The organism is Aeromicrobium sp. Leaf289, assembly GCF_001423335.1.
Lineage (GTDB): Bacteria > Actinomycetota > Actinomycetes > Propionibacteriales > Nocardioidaceae > Aeromicrobium.
The window spans coordinates 1,046,943-1,065,319 of record NZ_LMNK01000002.1 but is presented as its reverse complement, the minus strand read 5'-3'; the positions used below and the strand labels follow the sequence as shown (position 1 = coordinate 1,065,319).

General features: G+C 73.2%; 19 protein-coding genes. 4 read left to right on the top strand and 15 right to left on the bottom strand.

What is annotated here, in order from left to right; all coding sequences use genetic code 11:
• Window positions 1-59: 59 nt before the first annotated feature.
• From ASF37_RS09125 to ASF37_RS09110, 4 genes are all read right to left on the bottom strand, one after another.
• Window positions 60-1,604: an aldehyde dehydrogenase family protein gene (locus ASF37_RS09125; protein WP_082506458.1), complete on the bottom strand. Its 1,545-nt coding sequence runs from the start codon at window positions 1,602-1,604 to the stop codon at window positions 60-62.
• Window positions 1,601-3,196, bottom strand: coding sequence for a GMC family oxidoreductase (locus ASF37_RS09120; RefSeq protein WP_056555972.1), 1,596 nt, complete (start codon window positions 3,194-3,196; stop codon window positions 1,601-1,603). The genes ASF37_RS09125 and ASF37_RS09120 overlap by 4 nt, the downstream gene beginning before the upstream one ends.
• Before the next feature lie 187 nt (window positions 3,197-3,383).
• Window positions 3,384-4,976 carry a 2-succinyl-5-enolpyruvyl-6-hydroxy-3-cyclohexene-1-carboxylate synthase gene (gene menD / locus ASF37_RS09115; protein ID WP_055964020.1) on the bottom strand — a complete coding sequence of 531 codons (1,593 nt, stop codon included), beginning with the start codon at window positions 4,974-4,976 and terminating at the stop codon, window positions 3,384-3,386.
• Entirely contained in the window at window positions 4,973-5,902 is a 930-nt protein-coding gene (locus tag ASF37_RS09110) for an o-succinylbenzoate synthase (protein ID WP_055966210.1), read from the bottom strand. The genes menD and ASF37_RS09110 overlap by 4 nt, the downstream gene beginning before the upstream one ends.
• Window positions 5,903-6,051: 149 nt before the next feature.
• Here ASF37_RS09110 and ASF37_RS09105 point away from each other — a divergent pair, with 149 nt between their 5' ends.
• Window positions 6,052-6,705 (top strand): SDR family oxidoreductase, encoded by a 654-nt coding sequence (locus ASF37_RS09105; protein WP_055964017.1) that lies wholly within the window; start codon window positions 6,052-6,054, stop codon window positions 6,703-6,705.
• A 29-nt stretch (window positions 6,706-6,734) separates the two neighbouring features.
• Here ASF37_RS09105 and ASF37_RS09100 read toward each other — a convergent pair whose 3' ends face one another.
• Both ASF37_RS09100 and ASF37_RS09095 read right to left on the bottom strand, forming a co-directional pair.
• Entirely contained in the window at window positions 6,735-7,769 is a 1,035-nt protein-coding gene (locus ASF37_RS09100) for an AMP-binding protein (protein WP_056579959.1), read from the bottom strand.
• Window positions 7,770-7,798: 29 nt separating this feature from the next.
• Complete coding sequence (locus ASF37_RS09095) at window positions 7,799-8,002, bottom strand: hypothetical protein (protein ID WP_056579957.1); 204 nt, start codon at window positions 8,000-8,002, stop codon at window positions 7,799-7,801.
• A gap of 110 nt (window positions 8,003-8,112) precedes the next feature.
• Between ASF37_RS09095 and ASF37_RS09090 the strand changes: the two genes are divergently transcribed.
• Complete coding sequence (locus ASF37_RS09090) at window positions 8,113-9,003, top strand: 1,4-dihydroxy-2-naphthoate polyprenyltransferase (RefSeq protein ID WP_056579955.1); 891 nt, start codon at window positions 8,113-8,115, stop codon at window positions 9,001-9,003.
• Window positions 9,000-9,548, top strand: coding sequence for a metallophosphoesterase family protein (locus ASF37_RS09085; RefSeq protein WP_235493045.1), 549 nt, complete (start codon window positions 9,000-9,002; stop codon window positions 9,546-9,548). Before ASF37_RS09090 ends, ASF37_RS09085 begins: the two co-directional genes overlap by 4 nt.
• Here the strand turns inward: ASF37_RS09085 and ASF37_RS09080 are convergent.
• Both ASF37_RS09080 and ASF37_RS09075 read right to left on the bottom strand, forming a co-directional pair.
• Window positions 9,541-10,641, bottom strand: coding sequence for a PLP-dependent cysteine synthase family protein (locus tag ASF37_RS09080; protein ID WP_056579954.1), 1,101 nt, complete (start codon window positions 10,639-10,641; stop codon window positions 9,541-9,543). The two genes, ASF37_RS09085 and ASF37_RS09080, sit on opposite strands and share 8 nt — an antisense overlap.
• Window positions 10,622-10,888 (bottom strand): DUF4229 domain-containing protein, encoded by a 267-nt coding sequence (locus ASF37_RS09075; RefSeq protein ID WP_055964001.1) that lies wholly within the window; start codon window positions 10,886-10,888, stop codon window positions 10,622-10,624. Before ASF37_RS09075 ends, ASF37_RS09080 begins: the two co-directional genes overlap by 20 nt.
• 151 nt (window positions 10,889-11,039) lie before the next feature.
• On the opposite strand from ASF37_RS09075, the gene ASF37_RS17350 reads away from it, so the two are divergent.
• On the top strand, window positions 11,040-11,315 hold the full coding sequence (locus ASF37_RS17350; RefSeq protein WP_055963998.1) for a PLD nuclease N-terminal domain-containing protein: 276 nt from the start codon (window positions 11,040-11,042) through the stop codon (window positions 11,313-11,315).
• A gap of 43 nt (window positions 11,316-11,358) precedes the next feature.
• Here ASF37_RS17350 and ASF37_RS09065 read toward each other — a convergent pair whose 3' ends face one another.
• The 7 genes from ASF37_RS09065 to hemL form a co-directional block, all read right to left on the bottom strand.
• Entirely contained in the window at window positions 11,359-12,300 is a 942-nt protein-coding gene (locus ASF37_RS09065; protein WP_056579952.1) for a DUF559 domain-containing protein, read from the bottom strand.
• Between the two features lie 142 nt (window positions 12,301-12,442).
• Complete coding sequence (gene ccsB / locus ASF37_RS09060; RefSeq protein ID WP_055963991.1) at window positions 12,443-13,393, bottom strand: c-type cytochrome biogenesis protein CcsB; 951 nt, start codon at window positions 13,391-13,393, stop codon at window positions 12,443-12,445.
• On the bottom strand, window positions 13,390-15,012 hold the full coding sequence (locus ASF37_RS09055; RefSeq protein ID WP_056579950.1) for a cytochrome c biogenesis protein ResB: 1,623 nt from the start codon (window positions 15,010-15,012) through the stop codon (window positions 13,390-13,392). Before ASF37_RS09055 ends, ccsB begins: the two co-directional genes overlap by 4 nt.
• Window positions 15,012-15,758, bottom strand: a complete 747-nt coding sequence (locus ASF37_RS09050) for a cytochrome c biogenesis CcdA family protein (RefSeq protein WP_055963986.1) — start codon at window positions 15,756-15,758, stop codon at window positions 15,012-15,014. The genes ASF37_RS09055 and ASF37_RS09050 overlap by 1 nt, the downstream gene beginning before the upstream one ends.
• On the bottom strand, window positions 15,755-16,339 hold the full coding sequence (locus tag ASF37_RS09045; protein ID WP_082495376.1) for a TlpA disulfide reductase family protein: 585 nt from the start codon (window positions 16,337-16,339) through the stop codon (window positions 15,755-15,757). The genes ASF37_RS09050 and ASF37_RS09045 overlap by 4 nt, the downstream gene beginning before the upstream one ends.
• A 3-nt stretch (window positions 16,340-16,342) precedes the next feature.
• The gene (locus tag ASF37_RS09040; protein ID WP_055963980.1) at window positions 16,343-16,999 is read right to left on the bottom strand and encodes a histidine phosphatase family protein; all 657 of its coding nucleotides are present in this window, start codon (window positions 16,997-16,999) and stop codon (window positions 16,343-16,345) included.
• Window positions 16,996-18,369: a glutamate-1-semialdehyde 2,1-aminomutase gene (gene hemL / locus ASF37_RS09035; RefSeq protein WP_055963977.1), complete on the bottom strand. Its 1,374-nt coding sequence runs from the start codon at window positions 18,367-18,369 to the stop codon at window positions 16,996-16,998. Before hemL ends, ASF37_RS09040 begins: the two co-directional genes overlap by 4 nt.
• Window positions 18,370-18,377 lie beyond the last annotated feature (8 nt).

Sequence of the window (18,377 nt, the reverse complement as noted above, 5' to 3'; positions counted from 1 at the left end):
ACTTTCGTGCCCTCGAATGCCCCGCAGGTGTCCGAAACGTGGGGACTGACGGGTCGGGACTACTCCTTGAGCGTCTTCTTGCCGCCGTGCAGCAGCGTGACGATGAGGTTGAGGCCCTTCTCGTCGCGCACGGTGCGCTTGAAGGACGTGAGGTTGAGCGGCGGGGCGTAGCGCTGGCGCGTGATGGCCTTGGCGTACGTGAACTCCTTGAGCCCGTCGGGGCCGTGGATGCGCCCGAAGCCGGACTCGCCGACGCCGCCGAACGGCAGGCCGGGCACGCCCGCGAACGTGATGATGCCGTTGACCGACGTCATGCCCGAGCGGATGCGACGGGCGATCTCCATGCCGTTGCGCTTGGAGAACACCGCACCCGCGAGGCCGTACTTGCCGGCGTTCGTGAGGCGCACCGCCTCGTCCATGTCGCGCACCGGGTTGATCGCCAGCGTCGGGCCGAACGTCTCCTCGGTGATCGCGCTGGACGTCTCCGGGACGTGGGCCAGGATCGTGGGCTGGACGAACCGCTCGCCCACTGCGTCGATGCCGCCGACGACGGCGGTGGCACCGCGGTCGAGGGCGTCCTGGACGTGACTGCGGATGACGTCGACCTGGGACGGCATCGTGATGGGGCCGATGTGCGCGCCCGCGTCACCACCGGCGCGCAGCCCCTGGGCCTGCTCGGTGATCTCGGCGACGAACGCGTCGAAGACCCGCTCGTGCACGTAGACGCGCTCGGTGCCGATGCAGGTCTGGCCGGCGTTGGACATGCCGCCCCACAGCGCGGCCTCGGCGGCCTTGGCGATGTTGGCGTCCTGGTCGACGATCAGCGAGTCCTTGCCGCCGGCCTCGATCACGACGGGCGTGAGCCGCTCGGCGCACGCGGCCATGACCTTCTTGCCGGTGGCGGTGGAGCCGGTGAAGGCCAGCTTGTCGACGCCCGAGGTGCACAGGGCGGCACCCGTGGGGCCGAGACCGGTGACCGTCTGCAGGACCGGGATGCCGCCGACGACCTCGCTGAGGGTGTCGGCCAGCCACACGCCGACGCCCGGCGTGTACTCGCTGGGCTTGAACACGACCGTGTTGCCGGCGGCGAGGGCGTAGGCGATCGAGCCCATGGGCGTGAAGACCGGGTAGTTCCACGGACCGATGACGCCGACCACGCCGAGCGGCTTGTACTCGACCGTCGACTTCTGGTTGGCCATGACGAGCCCGGACGACACGTTCTGCGGGCCGAGCACCTTCTTGGCGTGCTTGGCGGCCCAGGCGACGTGGTCGATCGCGAGCGCGATCTCCAGCTGTGCGTCGGCGATCGGCTTGCCCGTCTCGCTGCGCGAGAGCGCCGCCAGCTGCGCGATGCGGCGGGTGATGACGCTGCGCCACGTGAGCAGGTGCTCGGCCCGCTCGTCGAAGCTCAGGGCACCCCACCACTGCGCGGCGTCGCGGGCCCGCTCGACGGCCAGTGCGACGTCCTCGGGGCCGGCGACCGGGTGGACACCGACCACGTCGCCGGTGGCCGGGTCGAGCGACTCGAAGGTCTCGACACCGTCGGCAGGCACCGAGGCGGACGTGGCGGGCGGGTTCGGGTGACGGTCGAACGTCGAGGTCATCGGGACTCCTTGATGAGGTCGGCAGCCTTCTCGCCGACCATGATGGTGGGGGCGTTGGTGTTGCCGCGGGGGACGGCGGGCATGACGGAGGCGTCGGCGATCCGCAGGCCCTCCACGCCGCGGACACGCAGCTGCGGGTCGACGACGCTGTCGTCGCCCGTGCCCATCGCACAGGTGGCGACGGGGTGGTAGAGCGTCTGGCACAGGCGCCCGATGGAGGCGAGCACCTGGTCCTCGGTCGGGTCGAGCGACGCGGGCTCCCACGGCGCCTTGACGAAGCGGGCCAGCGGACCGTCCTTGAGGATCTCGCAGGCTCGACGGATGCCGGCGGCGAGCGCCTCGAGGTCGGCGCGGTCGTCGAGGTAGCCCGCCTCGATCTCCGGCTTCCACGTCGGGTCGGCCGAGCGGAGGCGCACGTGGCCGCGGCTCTTCACGTTGACGAGCGTGGCGGCGAGCGTGAGCGCCGGCTGCGACGGCTCGTGCAGGCCGTTGTCCCAGAAGCCGGTGGGCGCGAAGTGGAACTGCAGGTCGGGCAGGTCGAGGTCGTCGCGGCTCTTGAAGAACGCACCGGCCTCGGCGACGTTCGAGGTGAGCGGTCCGCGGCCGAGCTTCTGGGCCTTGAGCAGCTGGGGCAGGTTGAGCGACGCGGCGATGTCGGTGGTGTCCTGCGTGTGGGCGAGCACGCCCGACACGGGGTGGTCCTGCAGGTTCTGGCCGACGCCCGGCAGGTCGACCTGCACGTCGATGCCGTGCTCCTTGAGATGGGCGCCCGGGCCGATGCCCGACAGCATGAGCAGCTGCGGTGAGTTGACGGCGCCACCGGCGAGCACGACCTCGCCGTTCACGCGCACCGACTCGGTGAACGCGCCGCGCCGGTACGTGACGCCCACCGCACGCTTGGAGCCCTTCGTGCCCTCGAGGTCGATCGACGTCACGAAGGCCTCGGTGCGCAGCACCAGGTTGGGGCGGCCGAGCGCAGGCCGGATGTAGGCGTCGGCCACGGACCAGCGCCGACCCTTGCGGCACGTGACCTGGTAGAGCCCGGCGCCCTCCTGCTCGGCGCCGTTGAAGTCGTCGGTGCGCTTCATGCCGTTGGCCACGGCCGACTCGACGAACGCGGTGCTGAGCTCGTGGTCGTGGCGGCGGTCCTCGACGTGCAGGGGACCGTCGTTGCCGTGGAAGGAGTTGCGGATCCGCTGATTGCCCTCGGACTTGCGGAAGTACGGCAGGACGTCGTCGTAGCCCCAACCCTCGGCGCCGTAGCCGTCGCGCCACTCGTCGTAGTCGGCGTGGTTGCCGCGGATGTAGATCATGGCGTTCATCGACGTGCAGCCGCCGAGCGCCTTCATGCGCGGCCAGTCGGCCCGGCGGTTGCCGAGGTGCTTCTGCGGGGTGGTCTGGTAGCCCCAGTCCCACGACGTCTTGAAGAGGGTGGAGAAGCCGGCCGGCAGGTGGATCATGTCGTCGTCGTCGGCCGGGCCCGCCTCGAGCAGCAGCACCCGGACGTCGGGGTCCTCGCTCAGGCGCGTGGCGACGACGCCGCCACCGCTGCCCGACCCGATGACGACGTAGTCGAAGGTCTCGATCCCCATGTCCGTCCTTCCCTCGTCCGGCTGCGAGGTCGTGGACGACCTTCCGCCGGGATGCGTGATGCGCGTCACCACCGTACTCCCGGCATGGTCGATGACACCAGAACTGTCACGGTTTCTCGCCCACCGGACGGCCCCGTCGGACGGGGCCGTCGGACGGGGCCATCGGACGGGGCGCGGCCCTCTGCGGTCAGGAGCCGGCGAGGGCGCTCGTCGCGGCGGTGCGCAGAGCGGCGTCGAGGGCACGGCGGTCGTCGCGACGCAGGGTCACCTCGACCACCTCGAGCCCACCCGTCGGTGACGCGAGTGCGGCGGCGAGGCCGTCCGGCTCCACGCGTCGGTGCGGCACGCGGTACCCGGCGCAGAGCGCGCCAAGATCGGCACCCGTCGGGGTGCCGAAGACCCGCTCGAAGGCGTCGGCGTGCTCCGGGCCGCCCTGCTCGAGCGTCGCGAAGATGGCGCCGCCGTCGTCATTGACCACCACCACGGTGAGGTCGGGTCGGGGCTCGCCGGGGCCGACCAGCAGTCCGTTGCTGCCGTGCAGGAACGTGAGATCACCCATCACGGCGAGTGCTCGGGTGGAGTCGCGGGCGAGCGCCGCGCCCACCGCCGTCGACACCGTGCCGTCGATGCCCGCGAGGCCGCGGTTGGCGACCACGTAGCGGCGTTCCCCCACGATCCATGGCCTCGCGACGACGTCGAGGTCACGGATCGGCTGGGACGCGCCGACCACCAGCAGACCGCCGGGTGGGAGCGCCTCCGCCACGGTGCGGGCGACGGCGAGCCCCGACGCGGGGTTCGCGGCGACGACGGCGTCGACCGCGCCGACCACACGCGCGTCGGCGTCGGTCCACTCCTGCAGCCACGCGGCGTCACCGACCCCGGCCGCCGCGACCTCGTCGGTGAACGTGACGCGCGGACCGGCGGGCACCGGGAACGTGGCCTGCGTGCCCACGTGCACCACGTCGACGTCGGCGCGGGCGAGCAGCCGCGTGACGGGTCGGCTCAGCGTGGGGTGGCCGAACGAGACCACGCGCTCGACGCGGTCGGCGAGCGGCGGGTGGCCGAGCAGCAACCGGTACGTCGCGAGCGCGTCGCCGGTGCGCGAGCCCGACGTCGGCTCGGCGAGCAGCGGCCAGCCGGCGTCGCGGGCGAGCACGCGCGCGCGTCGGCCCGCGTCGTCGCCGGCGAGCACGACGGTGCGGGGCCCGGCGTCGAGCGTGACCAGGGTGCCCGGTTCGTACGCCCGACGCACGCTGCCCAGGACGGACGCTGCGGGGTCGTCGAGGGTCCAGTCGATCGGCTCCACCAACGGCTCGTCGAGCTCGAGGTTGAGGTGCACCGGCGCGTCCGGGCCCATCAGCAGCTGCTTGACCCGGTCGATGCTCCGGATCCCGGGGAAGATGTCCGGCTGCACGGTGGTCTGGTTCGCGCCGGTGCCCCGCAGCCGCGCCGGGCGATCCGCGGTGACGGCGAGCACGCCGATGCCCGCGTGGAGCGCCTCGAGCATCGCCGGGTGCAGGTTGGCCACGGCGGTGCCCGACGTCGTGACCACGGGCACCACACGGTGGGAGGTGCGGGCCAGGCCCAGCGCGAGGAAGCCGGCCTCCCGCTCGTCCACGCGCACGTGCAGACGAATGCGTCCGGCGCGGTCGGCGGCGTGCAGGGCCAGGGCGATCGGCGCCGACCGCGAACCGGGCGACAGGACGGCGTCCGTCACGCCGTGGGCCAGCAGGGTGTGCAGCAGCCGACGTGCGACGCCGGTGGCGCGCTGCTCGCTCACGGCGCGTCCCCCACCCGGAGCAGGGCGTCCACCCGGTCGAGCCGGGCGGTCCAGGCGGCGGCGGTCGGCAGGTCGGCGGCCACCGAGGCCAGGGCGGCGGGGTCGACGTCCACCCGGCGCACGGGCAACCAGCCGTCGACGGGCACCAGCGGGGCGTCCGTCACGTCGCCGCCGAGCAGCGAGGTGGTGCCCAGGCCGCAGGCGTAGGGCAGCTCCGGGAGCGCCGCGGCGAGCGCCACCCCGGCGGCGAGCCCCACGGACGACTCGACGGCGCTGGAGACCACGACGGGCAGCCCGATCTCCTCGGCGACCCGCAGGCACGCTCGCACGCCCCCGAGCGGCTGGACCTTGAGCACCGCGACGTCGGCGGCCTCGAGGTCGCGCACGCGGTACGGGTCGGCGGCACGCCGGATCGACTCGTCGGCCGCCACCGGCACGTCGACCCGACGTCGGACGAGTGCGAGCTCCTCGACGTCGGCACACGGCTGCTCCACGTACTCGAGGGTGCCGACGGTGTCGAGCGCCCGGATCGCCACGACGGCGTCGTCGACCGACCAGCCGCCGTTCGCGTCCACCCGGACCCGCCCGGCAGGACCCAGGGCGTCGCGCACCGCCTCGACGCGGGCGATGTCGTCGGCCAGCGACTGTCCGCGCTCGGCCACCTTGACCTTCGCCGTCGACGCTCCCGAGGCGCGCACGATCGCCGCCGCCTGCTCGGGGCCGACGGCCGGCACGGTGGCGTTCACGGGCACCCGGTCGCGCACCGGGTCCGGCCAGCCCTGGTGCGCCGCCTCGAGGGCGCTGGCGAGCCACGGCACGCACTCGTCGTCGTCGTAGTCGAGGAACGGGCTGAACTCGCCCCAGCCGGCCACGCCCTGCAGCAGCACGCCCTCGCGTCGGGAGATGCCGCGGAACCGCACGGGCATCCCGATGGCGAAGGTGTGCACCGGCCGAGCCTATCGCCGTCGGGACGCGCGCACCGGCTCGTCGGCCGCCGGCTCCTGCGAACGGTGAGCCTGCGCACACCACGCCGTCCGGACCTGCACCCTCACCACGGGCGTGCCACCGTGGAGGCATGTCGCAGATCGCCATCGTCGGGGGCCACGGCCAGATCGCCCTCCACCTCATCGACCAGCTCCGTGCCCGCAGCCACGACGTCGTCGCGCTCGTGCGCAGCGACGCCCACGTGTCCGACGTCGAGCAGCGCGGTGCCACCGCGCGCCGCCTCGACATCGAGAAGCAGGACGCCGACGGCTTCGCCCACGCCTTCGAGGGATGCCACGCCGTGGTGTTCGCCGCCGGCGGCGGCGCCGACGGCAACATCGACCGCAAGAGGAGCGTCGACCTCGAGGGGTCGCTGAAGTCGATCGACGGGGCGAAGCTCGCCGGCATCAGCCGCTTCGTGCAGGTCTCGGCCATCGGCGTCGACCTGCCGCTGCCCGAGGACACCGACGACGTGTGGCGCGCCTACGTGGAGGCCAAGCGCGACGCCGACGTCGCCCTGCGCGGGAGCGGCCTCGACTGGACGATCGTGCGCCCCGGCCGCCTCACCGACGACCCGGCTCGCGGCACCGTGACGCTCGGCGACTCCGTGGCCCGGGGGGAGATCCCCCGCGCCGACGTGGCCGCCGTGCTCGCGGAGTCCCTCGACACCGGGGCGGGCATCGGCCGCCAGTGGGACCTCGTGTCCGGAGACACCCCGATCGACCAGGCCGTCGCCTCCGCCTGACGCCACTCGGACCTGGGGCGGGCGGCGGCTCACCCGCCGGTGAGCCGCCGCACGGCCAGCCGGTCGACCTTGCCCCCGGGCAGGAGCGGCACCGCGTCGACGAGCACAACGTCGCGCGGCCCCCACGCCCGGGGCAGACCGGCATCCTCCAGGGCGTCGCGCAGGCGCTCGGCCCGCACGCCGTCGAGGCACGTGGCGTCGGCCGGCACCACCACGGCGACGACGCGCGTGCCCCACTCCTCGTCGGGCACACCGGCGACCGCCGCGTCGTGCACCTCGGGCACCTCGCGCAGCGCCCGCTCGACGGCGGGCAGCGGCACGTTGACCCCGCCACTGACCACCACGTCGTCGGCGCGACCCACCACGCTCAGCACACCGTCGTCGACCCGGCCGAGGTCGGCCGTGTCGAACCACGCACCGACCCGAGGCTCGTCGCCGTAGCCGTCGAACAGCACCGGGCCCGACACCTGGACGCGCCCCACGCCGTCGACGGGCTCGACGATGCGCAGGTCCACGCCGTCGAGCGGGACGCCGTCGTACACGCAGCCGCCGCTCGTCTCGCTCATGCCGTAGGTCCGCACCACCCGCACACCCGCCTCGCGCGAGCGCTCCAGCAGGGCGGGGTCGACGGCAGCGCCGCCGACGAGGACGGCGTCGAGCGACGCGACCACGTCGAGTCGTCCGGCCTGCGCCAGCCGGTGCAGCTGGGTCGGGACCAGCGAGGCGTACCGCCGGGGTGCCGCCGTCGGTGGCCGCATCGCCGCCACGGCCTGCTCCAGGTCGGCGTGCTCGTCGAGCAGCACCGGCTCGGCTCCCGCGAGCAAGGACCGCACCAGCACCTGCAGGCCACCCACGCCGGTGACCGGCAGGGCCAGGAGCCACTGGCCCGGCCCACCGAGACGCGCGGCGCTGGCGGTGGCGGACGCCAGCACCGCGTCGCGCGACAGCCGCACGTCCTTGGGCTCGCCCGTGCTCCCCGACGTGCGCACGACGAGGGGGGCGGTGTCGACGCCGTCGACCCACGGCCGGAGCAGCGCCAGGACCTCACGCGCCGGCCCCGCCACCGGGCGCAGCGACGCCGGGCCCGCTCCGGTCAGGGCCCCGGCTCCAGGTCGTCGTCGGTGATCGGGTCACCGGGCTCGCGCACCGGACGGGACTGGTACAGCGCCGCCGCTCCGGTGAGCAGCGCCCCGAACCCCGCGGCGATCGGCAGCCAGCCACCGGCCGTCGTGACCGCGAGCCACACGAACAGACCGGTCAGCCCCACGAGCACGAACGGGAACGGCGGCTGCTTCATGCGCCCAGCGTAGGCGCTGGCAGACTGACGGCTGAACCTTGCGGAGCCCGCGCGGAGAGCCCTCGACCGGAGGAGCCCCGGGCCGAGGAGCCCCCGGACGAAGGAGCACGGTGACCGACAGCAGCAGCGCGACCCTCTCGCAGTGGGTCGAGGGGGCCCGTCCCCGCACCCTCCCCGCCGCCGTGGCGCCCGTGCTCGCGGGCACGGGCGTGGCCGCGTTCGTCGACGACGTGGTCTGGGCCAAGGCGCTGCTCGCCCTCGGGGTCTCGCTGGCCCTGCAGATCGGCGTGAACTACGCCAACGACTACTCCGACGGCGTCCGCGGCACCGACGACGACCGCGTCGGCCCCCTGCGCCTGGTGGGGTCGGGGCTCGCGTCGCCGGCCGCGGTCAAGGCCGCGGCCCTCGGCTTCCTCGGCCTCGGCGCGCTCCTCGGCCTCGCCCTCGCCGCCACCACGACGTGGTGGCTGCTGCTCGTGGGCGTCGCCGCGCTCGGGGCCGCGTGGACCTACACCGGCGGCTCCAACCCCTACGGCTACCGGGCCCTCGGCGAGGTGAGCGTGTTCCTGTTCTTCGGGCTCGTGGCCGTGCTCGGCACCGTGTACGTGCAGGTCGAGGCGCTGCCCTGGGAGGCGTGGGCGGCCGCCGTCGGCGTCGGCGCACTCGCCTGCGCGATCCTCGTGGCCAACAACCTGCGCGACATCCCCACCGACGTCGAGGCCGGCAAGCGCACGCTCGCCGTCGTGCTCGGCGACGCCCGCTCGCGCACCTTCTACGTCGCGCTCGTGGTGGTCGCCGCGGCAGCGGCGGGGGCGATCGCCGTCGGCGCCACCCCGTGGGCCCTGCTGGCGCTGCCGGGGCTGCTCCCCGTCGTCCCCGCCGTGCGCGCGGTCGTCGGCGGGGCCGTGGGCCCGGCCCTCGTCCCCGTCCTCAAGACGACCGGCATCGCCGAGCTGCTGTGGTCGGCCGGGCTGGCGCTCGGCCTCGCGCTGGGCCGGTGAGCTCGGCCGATATGCCGCCCACGGCCCGGCACCCCCGCCGGCTCCGCGTCGGAGTCGTCTCCGACACCCACGCGCCGCGGTTCTGGAAGGGCCTGCCCGAGCGCGTCGCCGAGGAGCTGCGCGGCGTCGACCTGGTGCTGCACGCCGGCGACGTGTGCGTGCCGTCGGTGCTCGACGAGCTGGCCGCGCTCGCCCCCGTCCGCGTGGTCCTGGGCAACAACGACGGCGCCGACGTGGCCGCGTGGGGCGCACCGGAGACCCTCGAGCTCGAGCTCGCCGGCGTGCGCGTGGCGATGATCCACGACGCCGGCGCCAAGCAGGGCCGTGTGCGGCGCATGCGTCGGCGCTTCCCCGACGCCGACGTGGTCGTGTTCGGCCATTCCCACATCCCGTGGGACGAGACGAGCGAGGATCCCGACGACGGCCTGCGGATCCTCAACCCCGGCTCGCCCACCGACAAGCGACGCCAGCCGCACGGCACGCTGGGCCACCTCGTGCTCGCCGACGGTCGCGTCGAGTCGTGGACGCTCGTCGAGGTCAGCTGACCCCACGGTCGTTCGGCACCGGCAGGGAGCCGGTCGCGTCGTACTCCTCGAGTATCGCCGAGAACGGCGCGAGGTCGATGCCGCGCTCGGCCAGCCACGCGTCGTCGTAGTACGAGCTGAGGTAGCGCTCCCCCGCGTCGCACAGCAGCGTGACGATGCTGCCCTGCTCCCCTGCCCGGTGCATGCGGGTGGCAAGGGTCAGCGACGCCCACACGTTGGTGCCGGTGGAGCCGCCCACGAGTCGTCCGAGCCGGTCGCTCGTCCAGCGCATCGTGGCGATGGAGGCGGCGTCGGGGACGCGGAGCATGTCGTCGATGACGCCGCCGACGAACGACGGCTCCACGCGCGGCCGGCCGATGCCCTCGATGCGCGACGAGGCGCCCGTGACCACGTCGGAGGTGTCCTGCGCCCAGCCGTCGAGGAACGCGGAGTTCTCGGGATCGGCCACCAGCAACGACGTGGGGTGGCGGCGGTAGCGCAGGTAGCGGCCGATCGTGGCCGACGTGCCGCCCGTGCCGGCGCTGACCACGACCCAGGTGGGGACGGGATGACGCTCGGCCGACATCTGCTCGAAGATCGACTCGGCGATGTTGTTGTTGCCCCGCCAGTCGGTGGCTCGCTCGGCGTAGGTGAACTGGTCCATGTAGTGGCCACCGCAGTCGGCGGCCACGCGGCGGGCCTCGTCGTACACGTCGGCGGCGTTCTGCACGAAGTGGCAGCGGCCGCCGTGCCACTCGATGAGCGCGACCTTCTCGGTGCTCGTGGCGGCCGGCATGACGGCCACGAACGGCAGGCCGACGAGCCGGGCGAAGTATGCCTCGCTGACGGCGGTGGACCCGCTGGACGCCTCGACGATCGTGGAGTGCGGACCGATCCAGCCGTTGCAGAGGGCGTGCAGGAAGAGCGAGCGGGCGAGGCGGTGCTTGAGGCTGCCGGTGGGGTGGACCGACTCGTCCTTCAGGTACAGGTCGACGTCGGGCGTGGCGACGGGCACCGCGTGCAGGTGGGTGTCGGCGCTGCGGTTGGCGTCGGCCTCGACGCGGCGGATCGCCTCGTCGATCCAGGCGCGGGTCTCAGTCGACGTCTTCGGCACTGCGCGACTCCTCGATGCGCGACGACATGCGCTCGGCCCGCTGCTGCACGTTCGCGGCGAGGTCCTCGCGCATCCCGGCGAGCAGGAAGATCGAGATGATCGAGGAGATGATCATGGCGGCGAGGAGGACGAGCAGGTTCGTCAGCTCGTCGAACTCCAGGAAGAACTGGCCCACGCCCCACAGGAGCAGGTAGGTGACGGCCAGGACGCTGAGCCGGGCGAGCGTGTACCTCCAGAAGGCCTTCATGCCCCGAGGTTATCGGTCGACGCGTCGAGGCAGGTCGCTCGCCCGCGCTCACGCCCTCGACGGCGGGGCCGGGGTGGTCGTCCGCCGCTCGACCGTCGCGCGGCCCGGCCGTCGACCAGCCGAGGTTGAGGGTCGCGGGTACGGTGTCGCCATGGGCAAGGCACTGATCGCGATCGTGGGCGTGGTCCTGCTCGTGTACGCGTTCTTCGACCTCATCGCCACCCCTCGCTCGCAGGTCCGCGGCCTGCCGAAGGCGGCGTGGTTCGTCGCCATCCTGGTCCCGTTCGTCGGACCGCTCGCCTGGGTGTTCCTGGGCTCGCAGCCCCGCAAGGGCCGCCCGCCCCGCGACTCCGGCTACGGCTGGCCCGGCGGCCGCCCGCCCACCCGCGGCCCCGACGACGACCCCGACTACCTCCGCGGCCTCTGACCCCACCCCGGCCGTCTCCCCGTTTCGGACAGTTGCGGGTGGGTCAGGCGGCTCGTTGTGCCCCGGAAGTGTCCACAACGGGAGCCCGAGTGAACCAGCGGAGCCACTGGACGCTCGTCACCGGACGCGGTCCGTCGTAGCCGCGCTCGACCAGGGCGCGATGAACGCGCCACGGAATGTGCCGTGGCTCGGCCAGGTCGGCGGCCGCAACCACGATGACCCGGTAGCCGAGCGCCTCGAGCGCCTCCCGTCGCCACCGGTCACGTGCCCACTGGCGAGCGTCGGTCTCGTGGTGCCGCCCGTCGTACTCCACCACCACCTTCCAGCGCGGGTACAGGAGGTCGACCCGCGCGACGAACCGGCCCTGTGCGTCGCGGGCGACGACGTTGACCCGCGGCTCCGGCAACCGTGCGAAGACCAGCATGAGCCGGAGCAGGGACTCCATGGGTGACTCCGCTCCCTCCCGCACCAGGGCCATCGCTCGCCGTGCGCGAACCACGCCATGGAGGTGATGGGTCCAGCAGAAGGTGTCCAGGACGTTCCTCGTCGTGGCGGTCCGCAGGAGGTGTTCCGCCGCCTGCACCAGCGCGACGATCCCGAGCCGGGTCGCGCAGTCGACGAAGGTCCGCTCCGGCGTCGTCACCCGGAGGCCGTCGCGCTCGACGGTCTGGATGGGGTGCAGTCGACGGTGCAGCACGACCCCGGGCAGACGGGTACGCAGCTCGGTGCGGGTGGAGAGCTCCAGTCCCGCTCCCCTGGTGTCGTGTCCCCAGAGGGCCAGCGCGGTGCGGTGACTCACCGCGCAGTCGTCAGGGAGCACGAGGAGCACCGCGAGCAGCCGCACCCGCAGGGTCAGCGCGACGTCGGCTCCGACGTACACGCCGCGCAGCAGTCGACGGAACCGGCGACTCCGCAGGACGTCGCGTGTCACCCCGCTCGCCGCTGCCTCGCTCACGGTGAACGGTCGGTCGGTGGGCAGGTCCATCGCCCCACCGTGGCCGCACCCCGGTCGCAGGGCAACGCACCCCTGTGGACAACCGGCACGTCCCTACGTTTCGGACAGTTGCGGGGCACTTTCACCGGCCGGAGTGCCCCACAACTGTCCGAAACGTGGGGACTGGTCGGGGCTACTTGGCGTAGGAGTGGAGGCCGGAGCCGAAGAGGTTGACGCCGTAGTAGCTGAATAGGAAGGTGGCGAAGCCGACGATCGCGATGGTCGCGGCGCGCTTGCCCTTCCAGCCGGCCGTGGCACGGGCGTGCAGGTAGCCGGCGTAGACCACCCAGGTGATGAACGCCCAGACCTCCTTGGGGTCCCAGCCCCAGTAGCGGCCCCAGGCGTAGTGCGCCCAGATCGGGCCCGCGATGAGGGCGCCGAACGTCCAGAGCGGGAAGCCCACGGCGATCACGCGGTAGGCCAGCTGGTCCATCACGGCGGCGGTCGGGAACCGCGACAGCGTCGGGCCGACGGTGCCGTTCTCCTCGGCGCGGGCGCGGACGAGGTACAGCACCGACGCCGCCGTGCCGAGCAGGAAGAAGGCTCCCGCGATCATGACCGCGGCCACGTGGATGACGAGCCAATAGGAGTGCAGGGCGGGCACGAGCGGTCCGGCCGGCACGTACGTCGACGACGCCATTCCGAGCACGACCAGCGCGAAGCCCGTGACGATGCCACCGAGCCACTCGATGGGCGAGATCCGCGCGACGACGACGTAGACGACGAGCGCCACCAGGGCACCGCCGACGCCGAACTCGTACATGTTGCCCCACGGCACCCGCTGCGCCGCGAGCCCGCGGGAGACCATGCCGACGACCAGCACGACGCTCGCGAGCACGGCGAGGGAGTAGGCGATCGACGAGAGGACGTCGGGACGGCTCGGCGACTCCTCGGGCGAGGCAGGCGCGTCGTCGGCGACCGTCCCGGCGGGGGCACCGGCGGTGACCGGCACCTGGGCGGACGCGGGCGCGCTGCGCCGTGCGAAGCCCCACTCGGCGACGTGCGCGAGGAAGGCCAGGGCGACGATGCCCGTGGCCGAGGCGATGGCGTAGTTCGAGACCTGCGCGTAGTCGGCGAGGTTCATCGGGTCTCCTTCTGCGGATCGGTCCGGTCACCGAGCCCGCTGCGCAGCCGCTCGAGCAGCTCGTCGAGGCTCGTGCCGAGGTCGTCCCGGGGGACGCGGTCGAGCGCGGCGACCTCCACCACGGTACGTGAGCCGTCCCGACGGGCCCGGACCCAGGTGCGCCGGGGGCGGATCGCCAGCGAGAGCACCAGCCCGACGATGCCGATGCTGATGCCACCGAGGGGCAGCCACACCAACGGCGTCGACGCGATCTGGAACCGGGCGAAGAGGGTCAGGTCGACGAACTCGATGGTGCCGCCGTCGGGCAGGTCGGCCTCCTGGCCCGGGCTCAGGCTCACCCGGAAGTTCGACCCGTCGGCGTTCTTGTACTGCTCGAGGTTCTCCTTGTCGAGCACGTAGACCGACTGCGGGAGCCCGTCGTCGATGCCGAGGTCGCCGTGGAAGACGAACAGCCCGAGCAGCGGGTTGACGGCGCCGGGGAAGGCCGAGATCGACGCCTCCTCCGTGCCGTCCGACACCGCGGTCGGCAGGAAGAAGCCCTGGAAGCCGAGCTGCTCCGGCTGGGCCTCGGGCACCTTGATGACGCCGTTGGAGGTGTACGTGCCGTCCGCGGGCAGGAACGGGACCGCCCCGTCGAACACGACGTCGCCCTGTGCGTCCGTGACCCTGATGACGGGAGCGTAGCCCTGGCCCACGAGGAACACCGACGTGCCGTCGACGGCCAGGGGGTGGTTGACGCGGATCTCGTACGGCTTCTCCGCGCCGTCGACGCCGGCCCGGTAGGAGCCCGACGCCTCGAACAGCCGCGGCGCACCGCGCTGCGGGCCCTCGGTCCAGAACCGCGCGACCATCCGGTCCAGCTGCAGCGAGAACGGCGGCAGGTCGTCGGTGTCGAACAGCGCACCCGAGGAGAACTCGTCGTACTGGGTGAGCACGTTGGCGAAGCCGTCGCCCTGCGTCACGATCGCCGCACCCCGGTAGCCGAACAGCGCCCCCACGGCCACGCCGACCAGCACCGCCACGATGCTCGTGTGGAACACCAGGTTGCCGAGCTCGCGCAGGTAGCCGCGCTCCGCCCGGACCTCGGCAGCGTCGTTCGCCGCCCCGGGCCCGGCACCCCCGCGCACGACGTCGATGCGCGTGGGCAGCAGGCGCGGGCCACGCAGCGTCTCGCGCGCGACGGCCAGCACCTCCTCGACGTCGGCGTCGGTCTCGAACACGGCCGACGCGGGCAGTCGCTCGAGGTTGCGCGGGGCCTTGGGCGGACGGGCGCGGACCGCCTTCAGGTACACCCGGGTGCGCGGCAGGATGCAGCCCACCAACGACACCATGAGCAGCAGGTAGATCGCGCTGAACCAGGGCGACGTGTAGGTGTGGAAGACGCCGAGCCGCTCCAGCCACGGCGTGAGGTCGGGGTGCCGGGCCTGGAACGCCTCCACCGCCCGGGCGTCGACACCGCGCTGCGGGACGATCGAGCCCGGGATCGCCGCCACGGCGAGCAGCAGGAGCAGCAGGAGCGCCGTGCGCATCGACGTGAGCTGGCGCCACGCCCACCGCAGGGTCTCGACCGTGCCGAGCGCAGGCGCCAGGTCGGGGCGCTCACGAGGTTCGCGGGCCATCAGATCGCCGCCCCGTAGCCGCCGGCCCACGTCTGCAGGTCGGTCACGAGGGCGTCCCACACACCGGTCACCAGCAGCACCCCCACGACGACGAGCAGCCCGCCACCGACCCGCTGCAGCGTCTGCTGGTGGCGGCGGGCCCAGCGGACGGCACCCATGAAGCGGCCGAAGGCGAGCGCCGCGACCACGAACGGCAGCCCCAGCCCGAGGCAGTACGTGAAGGTCAGGAAGGCGCCGCGCTCGAGCGTGCCCTCGGTGTTGGCGAGCGTGAGCACCGCACCGAGCGTGGGGCCGATGCAGGGCAGCCACCCCAGCCCGAAGAAGACGCCCAGCACGGGGGCGATGGCCACGCCCACGGCGGGCACGGCGTGGACGCGCACCTCGCGCTGCAGCACCGGCAGCACGCCGCTGAACACGAGGCCCAGCACGATCACCACCAGGCCGAGCACGATCGACATCAGCCGCCGGTAGTCGTAGAGCTGCTGGCCCACCGCGCCGAACAGGGCACCGCCGGCCACGAACACGACCGTGAAGCCCAGGACGAACAGCACGGAGCCGAGCAGCAGGCGCGACCGGCCCGACGTCTCGAGGTCCTGCACGCCCACGCCGCTCACGTAGGACAGGTAGCCGGGCAGCAGCGGCAGCACGCACGGCGAGAAGAAGGACACCAGGCCGGCCACCACGGCCACCGGCACCGCGAGCAGCAGCGACCCCGACAGGACGGTGTCGGCGAACCAGTCGGTCATGACCGGCTCGTCAGCACGTCGTCGATGACGCCCGAGAGCGTGGACGCACGCAGGTCGGGGTCGATGATCCTCGCCGCCACCCGGCCCTCGGCGTCGATGACCCAGGTGGTCGGGATGGCCTGCGACGGCAGGCTGTCGGCGAACCCGAGCTGCTGGCGACCGTCGGTGTCGACGATGCTCGGGTAGGTCGTGCCGACGCGCTTCTCGAAGGCCCGCGCCGCGGCCGTCTGGTCGCGCACGTTGAGCCCGAGGAACTGCACGCCCTGGTCTGCGTACTGCTCCGCGACACCCTGCAGCACGGGTGCCTCCTTGCGGCACGGCGGGCACCACGAGCCCCACACGTTCACCACCAGCGTCCTGCCCGCGAAGTCGGCGGAGCTGATCGTCTCGCCCTCCAGGTCCTCACCCTCCAGGACGGGCGCCTCCTCACGCTCGTCGACCGGCACGAGGCTGACGAAGCGGCTGCCGCTCACGTAGCCGCCCGTGGAACCCTCGGTGCCGCGACCGGAGCAGCCGGCGAGCACCGCGAGGGTCACGACGAGCAGCAGCACGCCACCTCGCCGGGGGAAGGATCGGGTCACGGGTCAGGCGCCTCCGACGAACTTCTTGCCGGCCTTGAGGTCGTCGGGCAGCAGGTCGCCCGCGGGCTCGGCGTAGGTGAAGCCGACGTAGTCGTCGCCGTCGAAGGTGAGGCTCGTGATGCTGGCGAGCGTGCACTGCCGCTTGCGCGGGTCGTGCACGAACGAGTTCTGCTCGAACGCCTGGCGGGCGATCCAGACCGGCAGCTGGTGGGAGACGATGACCGCCTCGTGGCCGCGGGCGGCGTCGCGCGCGTCGGCCACGGCGGCCCGCATGCGCGTCGCGATGTCCTGGTAGGGCTCGCCCCACGAGGGACGGAACGGGTTGCGCAGCAGCCACCAGTTCTTCGGGTGCGCCAGCGCCCTCGGCTCCGCCCCGACGGTGCGGCCCTCGAAGAGGTTGTCGGCCTCGATGACCCGCGGGTCGATCGTCACCTCGGCCTCGAGCAGGGTCGCGAGCGGCGCGGCGGTCTGCTGGGCGCGCTCGAGGGGCGAGGACACGAGGTGGACGATCTCGTGCTTGGACAGGAAGTCGGCTGCCTTGACGGCCATCTGGTGACCGAGGTCGGAGAGGTAGAACTCCGGGAGCCGGCCGTAGAGGACGCCCTCGGGGTTGTGCACCTCGCCGTGGCGCATCAGGTGGACGATCGTGCGTTCGCTCATGAGGGGGTCCTTGCGATGGTCGACGGCTCTACCGATGACGGAGCGGCTGCCTCCTGGGGGGCCGGCGTCGCTGCGGCAGCAGCACGAGCGGCGGCGGGCAGCGCCTCGGCCATCCTAGAGAGTGCGCGGTCGTCGTGCGCCGCCGAGACGAACCAGGACTCGAAAGCGCTCGGGGGCAGGTACACGCCGGCGTCGAGCATGGCGTGGAAGAACGCGGTGTAGCGGTACGTCTCCTGGCGCTGCACGCCCGCGAAGTCGCGCACCGGCTCGGTGAGCCCCCACACCACGCTGAACATGCTGCCGACGTTCTGCACCACGTGCGGGACCCCGGCCTCGTCGAGCGCCGACGACACGAGGTCGCGCGCCTGGGCCGACCAGTCGTCGAGGCGGGCGTAGGCCGCGTCGTCGGCGAGGCGCAGCGTGGTGAGTCCCGCCGTGGAGGCCACGGGGTTCCCGGCGAGGGTCCCGGCCTGGTAGACCGGACCGCTCGGCGCCAGCAGCGACATGACGTCGGCGCGACCGCCGAAGGCCGCCGCAGGGAAGCCGCCGCCCATGACCTTGCCGAAGGTCAGCAGGTCGGGCCGCCATCCCTCGACCGCCCCGTCGAGGCCCCAGTGCCCGGAGCGCGTGACGCGGAACCCCGTCATCACCTCGTCGCTCACGAACAGCGCACCGTGCGCCGCGCACGTCTCGGACAGGAAGCGGTTGAACCCGGGCTCGGGCGCCACGACGCCCATGTTCCCGGCCGCGGCCTCGGTGATCACGCATGCGATGTCGGCACCGTGCTCGGCGAACGCCGCCGCCACGGCGTCGCGGTCGTTGAACGGGAGCACGATCGTGTCGGCGGTGACGTGGGCGGGGATCCCGGGCGAGCCGGGGAGCCCGAGCGTGACCACGCCCGACCCGGCCTCGGCCAGGAGGGAGTCGACGTGCCCGTGGTAGCAGCCGGCGAACTTGACCACCCGGCTGCGCCCGGTGAAGCCGCGGGCCAGGCGGATGGCCGACATGGTCGCCTCCGTGCCCGACGTGACCAGACGGACCTGCTCGACGGGAGCGCGGCCGACGATCTCCTCGGCCAGCTCCACCTCGGGCGGGCTGGGCGTGCCGAACGAGGTGCCGCGGGCCGCCGCGGCCGTGACCGCGGCGATCACCTCGGGGTGCGCGTGGCCGAGCAGCATCGGGCCCCAGGACCCCACGAGGTCGAGGTACTCGGTGTCGTCGGCGTCGCGCAGCCAGGCCCCCTGGGCCGAGACCATGAAGCGCGGGGTGCCCCCCACCGCACGGAACGCTCGCACCGGGGAGTTCACACCGCCGGGCGAGACCTGCACGGCGCGGTCGAACCACTGCTGGGACACGGGAGTGGGGGCCATGGATCCAG

Coding starts and splice junctions, on each gene's coding strand:
- ASF37_RS09125 (WP_082506458.1), bottom strand. CDS start 1,604: ATGACCTCGACGTTCGACCGTCACCCGAACCCGCCCGCCACGTCCGCC.
- ASF37_RS09050 (WP_055963986.1), bottom strand. CDS start 15,758: ATGACCGACTGGTTCGCCGACACCGTCCTGTCGGGGTCGCTGCTGCTC.
- ASF37_RS09120 (WP_056555972.1), bottom strand. CDS start 3,196: ATGGGGATCGAGACCTTCGACTACGTCGTCATCGGGTCGGGCAGCGGT.
- ASF37_RS09065 (WP_056579952.1), bottom strand. CDS start 12,300: ATGGACCTGCCCACCGACCGACCGTTCACCGTGAGCGAGGCAGCGGCG.
- ASF37_RS09110 (WP_055966210.1), bottom strand. CDS start 5,902: ATGCCCGTGCGGTTCCGCGGCATCTCCCGACGCGAGGGCGTGCTGCTG.
- ASF37_RS09095 (WP_056579957.1), bottom strand. CDS start 8,002: ATGAAGCAGCCGCCGTTCCCGTTCGTGCTCGTGGGGCTGACCGGTCTG.
- ASF37_RS17350 (WP_055963998.1), top strand. CDS start 11,040: ATGGGCAAGGCACTGATCGCGATCGTGGGCGTGGTCCTGCTCGTGTAC.
- hemL (WP_055963977.1), bottom strand. CDS start 18,369: ATGGCCCCCACTCCCGTGTCCCAGCAGTGGTTCGACCGCGCCGTGCAG.
- ASF37_RS09105 (WP_055964017.1), top strand. CDS start 6,052: ATGTCGCAGATCGCCATCGTCGGGGGCCACGGCCAGATCGCCCTCCAC.
- ccsB (WP_055963991.1), bottom strand. CDS start 13,393: ATGAACCTCGCCGACTACGCGCAGGTCTCGAACTACGCCATCGCCTCG.
- ASF37_RS09055 (WP_056579950.1), bottom strand. CDS start 15,012: ATGGCCCGCGAACCTCGTGAGCGCCCCGACCTGGCGCCTGCGCTCGGC.
- ASF37_RS09075 (WP_055964001.1), bottom strand. CDS start 10,888: ATGAAGGCCTTCTGGAGGTACACGCTCGCCCGGCTCAGCGTCCTGGCC.
- ASF37_RS09040 (WP_055963980.1), bottom strand. CDS start 16,999: ATGAGCGAACGCACGATCGTCCACCTGATGCGCCACGGCGAGGTGCAC.